This is a genomic window from Halothiobacillus sp., assembly GCF_027346185.1.
GTDB lineage: Bacteria > Pseudomonadota > Gammaproteobacteria > Halothiobacillales > Halothiobacillaceae > Halothiobacillus.
On record NZ_DAIESY010000041.1, the window covers coordinates 1 to 2,954 of the forward strand.

2 protein-coding genes are annotated in these 2,954 nt (G+C 55.1%); both read left to right on the forward strand.

Annotation, left to right across the window (positions count from 1 at the left end):
• Positions 1–2,185: DNA methyltransferase (locus M7R55_RS03040; protein ID WP_298218408.1), on the forward strand; the 2,185-nt coding region annotated here is incomplete at its 5' end.
• Positions 2,182–2,954 (forward strand): PDDEXK nuclease domain-containing protein (locus tag M7R55_RS03045; protein WP_298218410.1); only part of this gene is annotated, 773 nt, incomplete at its 3' end. The genes M7R55_RS03040 and M7R55_RS03045, both read left to right, overlap by 4 nt.

Genomic DNA, 2,954 nt, shown 5'->3' on the forward strand with positions numbered 1-2,954 from the left:
TGGCTCCAACACCGATGAGGTGCTGCAAACCATCTTTCGCGCCATGAATATCAAGAATGCCGAGCGCAACGCAGCCCAGCCGCGTTTGCCGAACTGGGCCGATCAGTTCCCCTATGTGAATGGTGGCCTGTTCTCCGGCAGCACCCAAGTCCCGCGCTTCACCCGCATAGCGCGCACTTACTTGACTCACGCGGGCAACCTGAACTGGAAACATATCAATCCGGACATTTTCGGTAGCATGATCCAGGCTGTGGCCGACGATGAAGAGCGCGGTGCATTAGGTATGCACTACACCAGCGTACCCAACATCCTGAAAGTGTTGAACCCCTTGTTTTTGGATGACCTGCGCGCGCAGTTAGCCGAGGCCGGTGATAACAAAATCAAGCTACTGAATCTACGCAAGCGCATGGCGCGCATCCGCGTGTTCGACCCAGCTTGTGGCTCCGGCAACTTCCTGGTGATCGCCTACAAGCAGATGCGTGGGATTGAGGCGGAAATCAACCGCCGCCGGGGAGAAATGCACCGGGGTAGTGAGATTCCATTGACCAATTTTCGGGGCATTGAGTTGCGCGACTTCCCGGCAGAGATTGCCCGACTGGCGCTCATCATTGCAGAATTCCAGTGCGATGTGCTGTATCGCGGGCAGATGGATGCGCTGGCTGAGTTTCTGCCGCTGGATGCAGAGAACTGGATTGTTTGCGGCAATGCGCTGCGGCTGGACTGGTTGGCAATCTGCCCGCCCACGGGCACGAGTGTGAAGCTGGTGGCAGATGATTTATTTTGCACGCCGCTGGATCAAACAGAATTGGCTTTTGAGAATGATGGTGGCGAGACGTATATCTGTGGGAATCCCCCATATCTAGGGAGCAAATGGCAATCGGAGGAGCAAAAGTCTGATTTGGCCGCAGTTTTCGCAAGTCATGGCCACGGATGGAAAACTCTTGACTACGTGGCAGGTTGGTTCATGAAGGCTGCTGATTACGGGGAGAAAACCACTGCCACGGCGGCGTTTGTATCTACGAATTCCATCTGCCAAGGGGTTCAGGTTCCCATACTTTGGCCACTTCTATTCGCTACGGGTCATCAAATTGTCTTCGCCTACACGTCATTCAAGTGGGCAAATCTGGCAAGTCACAACGCAGGTGTTACTGTGGCAATTGTTGGCATATCAAGGAATGCTGTACGGTCCAGAATCCTGTTCTCTGCCAAAGACAGGAACGAAGTAATTGCGAAGCAAGTTCTTAACATCAATGCGTACCTCGTGCCTGGACCCGACATCGTTATCCAGCCTTTGCGCGAATCAATGACGGGGTGCGCCTATATGGATTTGGGCAACATGCCCAAGGACGGCGGCCACCTACTTTTTTCAGAGTCTGAAGCCGACGAGGCCGCAAGACGTGAGCCAGATATCACGAAATACGTCTTCGATTTTGTCGGCTCTCAGGAGTTTGTCAAAGGCATCGTTCGCAAGTGCCTTTGGATTGAGGACGATCAGGCCGAAGAAGCCAAGCGTATACCGCTAGTGGCCGAACGTCTTGCCGGTGTTCGTGCCATGCGTCTGGCTAGTGATGCGGAGTCTACACGCGCGTATGCAGACCGTCCGCATCGTTTCAAGCAGATTCAGGGGCGCGGACTGACGTCGTCAATCGTCGTACCTAAGGTTTCGTCGGAGTCTCGTGAATATCTTCCCGTTGGCTTGCTAACAGCTCACTCCGTGGTTTCCGATAACGCTTTTGCACTGTACGATGCCCCCCTCTGGAACATGGCTCTCATTGCCTCCCGCCTGCATCTGGTCTGGATTACGACCGTTTGTGGGAAGATGAAGACTGACTTCCGCTACTCCAACACCCTCGGCTGGAACACCTTCCCCGTTCCCTTGCTCACCGAACAGAACAAAATCGACCTGACCCGCTGCGCAGAGGATATTCTGCTCGCCCGTGAAGCCCATTTCCCTGCCACCATCGCCGACCTATACGAACCGGAAAAGATGCCGGAGAATTTGCGCCACGCCCACGAACGCAACGATGAAGTGCTGGAGCGCATCTATATTGGTCGCCGCTTCAAGAACGATACGGAGCGACTGGAAAAGCTGTTTGATCTCTATACGAAGATGACGGCAACGACCTCACCTTCTGCCCGGAAAGGAGTCGTGAGAGCCGTCAAGAACAAAGGGCAGAAAGCATGAACGATAAGCCCATCAGTCTGACTTCATCCCCAGAAGGGTATGCCGACTGGCTGGCCGATCTCAAAGACCGTATCCACAGCGCTCAGCAACGCGCTACGCTGGCGGTCAACCGCGAGCTCGTACTGTTATACTGGCAGATCGGGCGCGACATTCTGGTGCGGCAGGCCGAACAGGGCTGGGGTGCCAAGGTGATCGAGCGGCTGGCGCATGATTTACGTGCCGCTTTTCCGGACATGAAGGGGTTTTCGCCGCGCAATCTCAAGTACATGCGTGCCTTTGCCGAGGCTTGGCCCGATGCGGAATTTGTGCAGCAGGCTGCTGCACAATTGCCCTGGTTCCACCTCTGCACTTTACTCGACAAGCTCAAAACCCGTGAAGAGCGGGATTGGTATCTGGCCAAGGTGGTGCAGCACAACTGGTCGCGCAATATTCTAGTGATGCAGATCGAAACACACCTGCTGGAGCGCAGTGGCAGGGCGGTCACCAACTTCGAGGCCAGCTTGCCCAAACCGCAATCCGATCTCGCCAGAGAGTCGGTAAAAGACCCGTATCGCTTCGACTTTCTGGGCCTCACCGATGAGGCGCAGGAGCGCGAGATCGAAAACGCCTTAGTGAAGCATGTCACCGAATTCCTGCTGGAGTTGGGCGCGGGTTTTGCCTTTGTCGGTCGGCAAGTGTTGCTGGACGTCGGCGGCGATGAGTTTTTCATCGACCTCCTGTTTTATCACCTCAAATTGCGCTGCTACGTGGTGATCGAGCTCAAGGGTGG